Origin of the sequence: Mesorhizobium sp. M7A.F.Ca.MR.148.00.0.0 (assembly GCF_003997735.1) — a bacterium.
Classification (GTDB): domain Bacteria; phylum Pseudomonadota; class Alphaproteobacteria; order Rhizobiales; family Rhizobiaceae; genus Mesorhizobium.
Genome location: NZ_RZTB01000163.1, coordinates 4369 through 9089 on the forward strand (window position 1 = coordinate 4369; position 4721 = coordinate 9089).

Annotated in this window: 4 protein-coding genes; all 4 read right to left on the bottom strand. The window is 62.9% G+C overall.

What is annotated here, in order from left to right; genetic code table 11:
- Positions 1–96: 96 nt before the first annotated feature.
- The 4 genes from EOB49_RS31125 to mnmG all read right to left on the bottom strand — a co-directional run bounded on the left by EOB49_RS31125 (position 97) and on the right by mnmG (position 4419).
- Entirely contained in the window at positions 97–987 is an 891-nt protein-coding gene (locus tag EOB49_RS31125; protein ID WP_127383231.1) for a ParB/RepB/Spo0J family partition protein, read from the bottom strand.
- Positions 988–1056: 69 nt separating this feature from the next.
- The gene (locus EOB49_RS31130) at positions 1057–1857 is read right to left on the bottom strand and encodes a ParA family protein (RefSeq protein WP_081738757.1); all 801 of its coding nucleotides are present in this window, start codon (positions 1855–1857) and stop codon (positions 1057–1059) included.
- Between the two features lie 52 nt (positions 1858–1909).
- Positions 1910–2542, bottom strand: coding sequence for a 16S rRNA (guanine(527)-N(7))-methyltransferase RsmG (gene rsmG, locus EOB49_RS31135; protein WP_127322417.1), 633 nt, complete (start codon positions 2540–2542; stop codon positions 1910–1912).
- Entirely contained in the window at positions 2539–4419 is a 1881-nt protein-coding gene (mnmG, locus tag EOB49_RS31140) for a tRNA uridine-5-carboxymethylaminomethyl(34) synthesis enzyme MnmG (RefSeq protein ID WP_127383232.1), read from the bottom strand. Before mnmG ends, rsmG begins: the two co-directional genes overlap by 4 nt.
- Positions 4420–4721: the final 302 nt, after the last annotated feature.

Here is a 4721-nt window from a genome sequence, read left to right on the forward strand (position 1 = left end):
CCCTCTGGCCTGCCGGCCATCTCCCCCTCAAGGAGGGAGATTAGCGGCGTCGCCGATTTCGCCAAAAACCCGGCCTGAAGATAATTCGCCGGCTAATTACCGTTCCTGCTTCAGCCGCCTGCACAACTCATCGAGCTGTTCCAGCGAGCGATAGGCTACCCGAAGCGTGCCGCCTCTGCCCTTGTGATCCACCGACACGATCATTCCGATCGTATCGGTCAACAGTTTTTCCAGCGCCAGCGTGTCGGCGTCCTTTTCGTCAGGACTTGGCGCCGGCTTGGCTTCCCTGGCGCTGCTGGTGCCGGCCGGCATCTGCGCCAGCGCTTCGGCCTGGCGCACCGAAAGTCCTTCTTCGACGATGCGCTTGGCAAGGCCCGCCGGATCTTCCGCCGTCACCAGCGTGCGGGCATGACCCGCCGACAGCGCGCCGTCGACCAGCATGTCGCGGATCACATCCGGCAGCTTCAAGAGCCTGAGCGTGTTGGCGACATGGCTGCGGCTCTTGCCGATCACCTGGCCGAGATCGGCCTGGGTGTAGCCGTGCTCGTCGATCAGCTGCTGATAACCAAGCGCCTCCTCGACCGCGTTGAGATCGGTGCGTTGGACGTTCTCGATGATCGCCAGTTCGAGCGCGGTGCGATCGTTGACCTCGCGGATGATGACCGGGATCTCCGACAGCCCGGCGCGCTGCGCCGCGCGCCAGCGCCGCTCGCCGGCGATGATCTCATAGCGGCCGGCTTGTGTCGGCGAAGGCCTCGCCACCACCGGCTGGACGACGCCATGCTCGCGGATCGACTGGGCGAGATCGGTCAGCTCGGCGTCGCCGAAATGCCGGCGCGGATTCTTCGGATTGGGCGTCAGGAACTCGATCGGCACCTTGCCGTCGGTGCTCATGCCAGGTTTCTCCGGCGCTATTGGGCGATCGATCTCGCCGATCAGCGCCGCCAGCCCACGCCCAAGTCTCTTTCTCGAAAGGTCTTCGCTCATCTTTATTCCAGTTGGCTATTCCAAATCGTTTCGGTATCGAATCGGCTCTTAACTATGCGCCCGGCCTCATCAAGCGGCGCGTAACTTGCGCTCGCGGCGGATCACTTCCGACGCCAGTTGCAGATAGGCCTGGCTGCCCGAGCATTTCAAATCGTAGAGGATCGCCGGCTTGCCATAGGACGGCGCCTCGGACACCCGCACATTGCGCGGGATGATGGTCTCGTAGACCTTGTCGCCCATATGCGCCCGCACATCCTGCACCACCTGGTTGGCAAGATTGTTGCGGCCGTCATACATGGTCAGCACGATGCCCTGGATGGTGAGATCCGGATTGATCGAGCGCCGCACCTGCTCGACCGTTTCCAGCAACTGGCTGAGGCCTTCGAGCGCGAAAAACTCGCATTGCAGCGGCACAAGAACGGAATCGGCCGCAGCCATTGAATTCAACGTCAAAAGGTTGAGCGATGGCGGGCAGTCGATCAGCACATAGCCAAAGGGTGCGCCGCGCTCGGTCGCGGCGCGCAGCGCATTGCGCAGCTTCAGCACCCGGTCGGGCGCGGAGGCGATTTCCATTTCGATGCCGAGCAGGTCGAGCGTCGACGGCACGATCGACAGGCCCGGCACGGCTGTGGGGATGGCCGCGGCTTCCAGCTCCAGCTCGCCGGTCAACACGTCATAGGACGACACCGTCCGGTCCTTGCGGTCGATGCCCAGACCGGTGCTGGCATTTCCCTGCGGATCGAGATCGACGATCAGCACCTTTTCGCCGATCGCAGCCAGCGCGGTCGCCAGATTGATGGCGGTCGTCGTCTTGCCGACACCGCCCTTCTGGTTGGCTACGGTGATGATTCGGGGGCCATTCTTCATCATGGGTTTATGCCAGAAATTCATTTTGGGCGCCAAATCGCCTGTCAGTGACGGATCAGACAGGTCGCAGGTTGGACAATTCCAGGATGACGCCGCCAACGTCGGTCACACTTGGATGTTCTACCAGATCGAAGGACCATCGGTGAACGCTTTCTTGCACTTCGGTGCGGTAATCCCGGCCTTTGTGGAACAGGCCGCGCGCGCCCGAAATCAGCCAGGGCGCCGACAGGTCCAGCAAGGTCGAAAGCGGAGCCAGCGCCCGCGCCGTGACGATTTGCGGCGTCGAAACAAGCGCGTGGCTGTCATCGATGCGGCGTGCCACGACCCGCGCCGGCAGGCTGAACTGGCCGACGACAGTTTGCAGGAATGATGCTTTTTTGCGATTGCTTTCAACCAGATCGATGCTGGCGCCGTCGCGCTCGGCCAGCAGGAACGCCATGACAAGGCCTGGAAATCCACCGCCCGAGCCGAGATCCACCCAGCGTGTGGCAACGGGTTCTATGCGCCCGAGTTGGGCGCTGTCCAGGATATGGCGCTGCCAGACATCGCCCGACGTCGATTGCGCCACCAGATTGATGCTGCGGTTCCATTTCTGGAACATCTGCTCGAACGCCACCAACCGATCGAATGTTTCACGTGAAACCGGGCCTGCCGCATCCTGCAGGCTCTCCAGGGAAAAAGAACTCACGCAACATCCTTTTGTGGGCGCTGGGCGCTCTCCGCGTGACGGACATGCGCGACGATGATCGCCAGCGCCGCCGGCGTCATGCCTTCCATGCGCTGGGCATCGGCGATGGAGCGCGGCCGCCGCGCCTGCATCTTCTGCTTCAGCTCGTTCGACAGACCCGGCACTCCGGCGAAATCGACCGTCTCGGGGATCAGCCGGCTCTCCTCATGCCGGATCTGCGCCACGTCGGTCTTCTGGCGATCAAGATAGACAGAATACTTCGCTTCCGTCTCGAGGCGCTCCGCCGTCTTGCCGTCGATCGCCGCAAAGCGCGGATCGACGCCAGCCAGCCAAGCGACATCGACGTCGGGATAGGAAAGCAATTCATAGCCGGACCGGCGCACGCCATCCCGGTTGATGTCCAGCCCGTGCCGCGCCGCCTCATTCGGCGTCATGGCGAGCGACTTCGCCAAATCCCGTGCCTCATCCAGGCTTTGCATGACCTGCCCGTAGCGCTGCATGCGCTGTGCCGAGGCGATGCCCAGTTTCGCAGCCATAGGCGTCAGTCGCTCATCGGCATTGTCGGCACGCAGCGATAGCCGGAACTCGGCCCGTGACGTGAACATCCGGTAGGGCTCTGCGATGCCGCGGCTGGTCAAATCGTCGACCATCACGCCGATATACGCCTCGGTGCGGCTGAGCACGATTTGCTCGCTCCCCGCCGCCCGCCGCGCCGCATTGAGGCCTGCGAGCAGGCCTTGCCCGGCTGCTTCCTCATAGCCGGTCGTGCCGTTGATCTGCCCGGCGAGGAAGAGACCACCGATGCGCTTCGTCTCCAGCGTCTGATGCAGTTCGCGCGGATCGACATGATCATATTCGATGGCATAGCCGGGCTGCAGCATGGTTGCGCGCTCCAGCCCCGGAATGGTTTTCAGGATCTCGAGCTGCACGTCTTCAGGCAGCGAGGTCGAAATACCATTGGGATAGACCGTGTCGTCATCGAGCCCTTCCGGCTCGAGGAAGATCTGATGCCCGTCCCTGTCGCCGAACTTGACGATCTTGTCCTCGATTGACGGGCAATAGCGAGGCCCGACCCCTTCGATCGAGCCGGAATACATGGCCGAGCGGCCAAGATTGGCGCGGATCAATTCATGCGTGGCCGTCGTCGTGCGCGTGATGCCGCACTCGATCTGCGGCGTCTCGATACGGTCTGTCATCAGCGAGAACGGCACCGGATCCTCATCGGCGGCCTGGCTTTCCAGCGACGCCCAGTCGATAGTCCGGCCATCCAGCCGCGGCGGCGTGCCGGTCTTCAGCCGTCCGAGTCTAAAACCCGCGCGGTCCATCGTCGCCGAGAGCCCAAGGCTGGCCTGTTCGTTCATGCGGCCGGCGACGATCTTCTTCTCGCCAATATGAATGAGCCCGCGCAAAAAAGTTCCGGTCGTCAGAACGACCGCGCCACAGCCAAGCCGCCTGCCGTCGGCCAGGAGAACAGCCATGATCCGCCCATCGGCGATCTCAAAATCCAGCACCTCGCCTTCGACCACGTCGAGATCGTTCTGCTGCCGAATCGCTTCTTGCATGGCAAGGCGATAAAGCTTCCTGTCGGCCTGCGTGCGGGGGCCACGCACGGCGGGACCCTTGCGGCGGTTGAGCAGGCGGAACTGAATGCCGGCCGCATCCGCAACGCGCCCCATCAGGCCATCCATGGCATCAATCTCGCGCACCAGGTGGCCCTTGCCGAGCCCGCCGATCGCCGGATTGCAGGACATGACCCCGATCGTATCAAAGCGCAGCGTCACCAGCGCGGTCTTGGCACCAGCGCGCGCGGCAGCGCTGGCCGCCTCGCAACCCGCGTGACCGCCGCCCACCACAACCACATCATAGTGATTGGTCATCACAAACTTCCCAGACTCGAATGATTGAAGGACACATGTCCCCGCGAGGCTTGGCTGTCAAGAAAACTCCGCGAGTCGTTTCACGTGAAACAGCCTTGCACCGCCATCGCGTGTGTTTCACGTGAGTCATCGGGGCACCGATGTTTCACGTGAGTCGCACCGCGGAGACCCTAGGATCCATGCCGTGATCTTGGCCAAAGAGTACAGCGGATCAGAATTCTGCACCGTGGCGCGCGCTCAGAAGTCGCGGCATGGATCCTCGGGTCTGCGCCGCGTCGCTACGCTCCTTGCTCCGCCCGTGG

Bases quoted from the DNA above. Each gene is read 5' to 3' on its own strand.
- EOB49_RS31130 (WP_081738757.1), bottom strand. From the start codon at position 1,857: ATGATGAAGAATGGCCCCCGAATCATCACCGTAGCCAACCAGAAGGGC.
- mnmG (WP_127383232.1), bottom strand. From the start codon at position 4,419: ATGACCAATCACTATGATGTGGTTGTGGTGGGCGGCGGTCACGCGGGT.
- EOB49_RS31125 (WP_127383231.1), bottom strand. From the start codon at position 987: ATGAGCGAAGACCTTTCGAGAAAGAGACTTGGGCGTGGGCTGGCGGCG.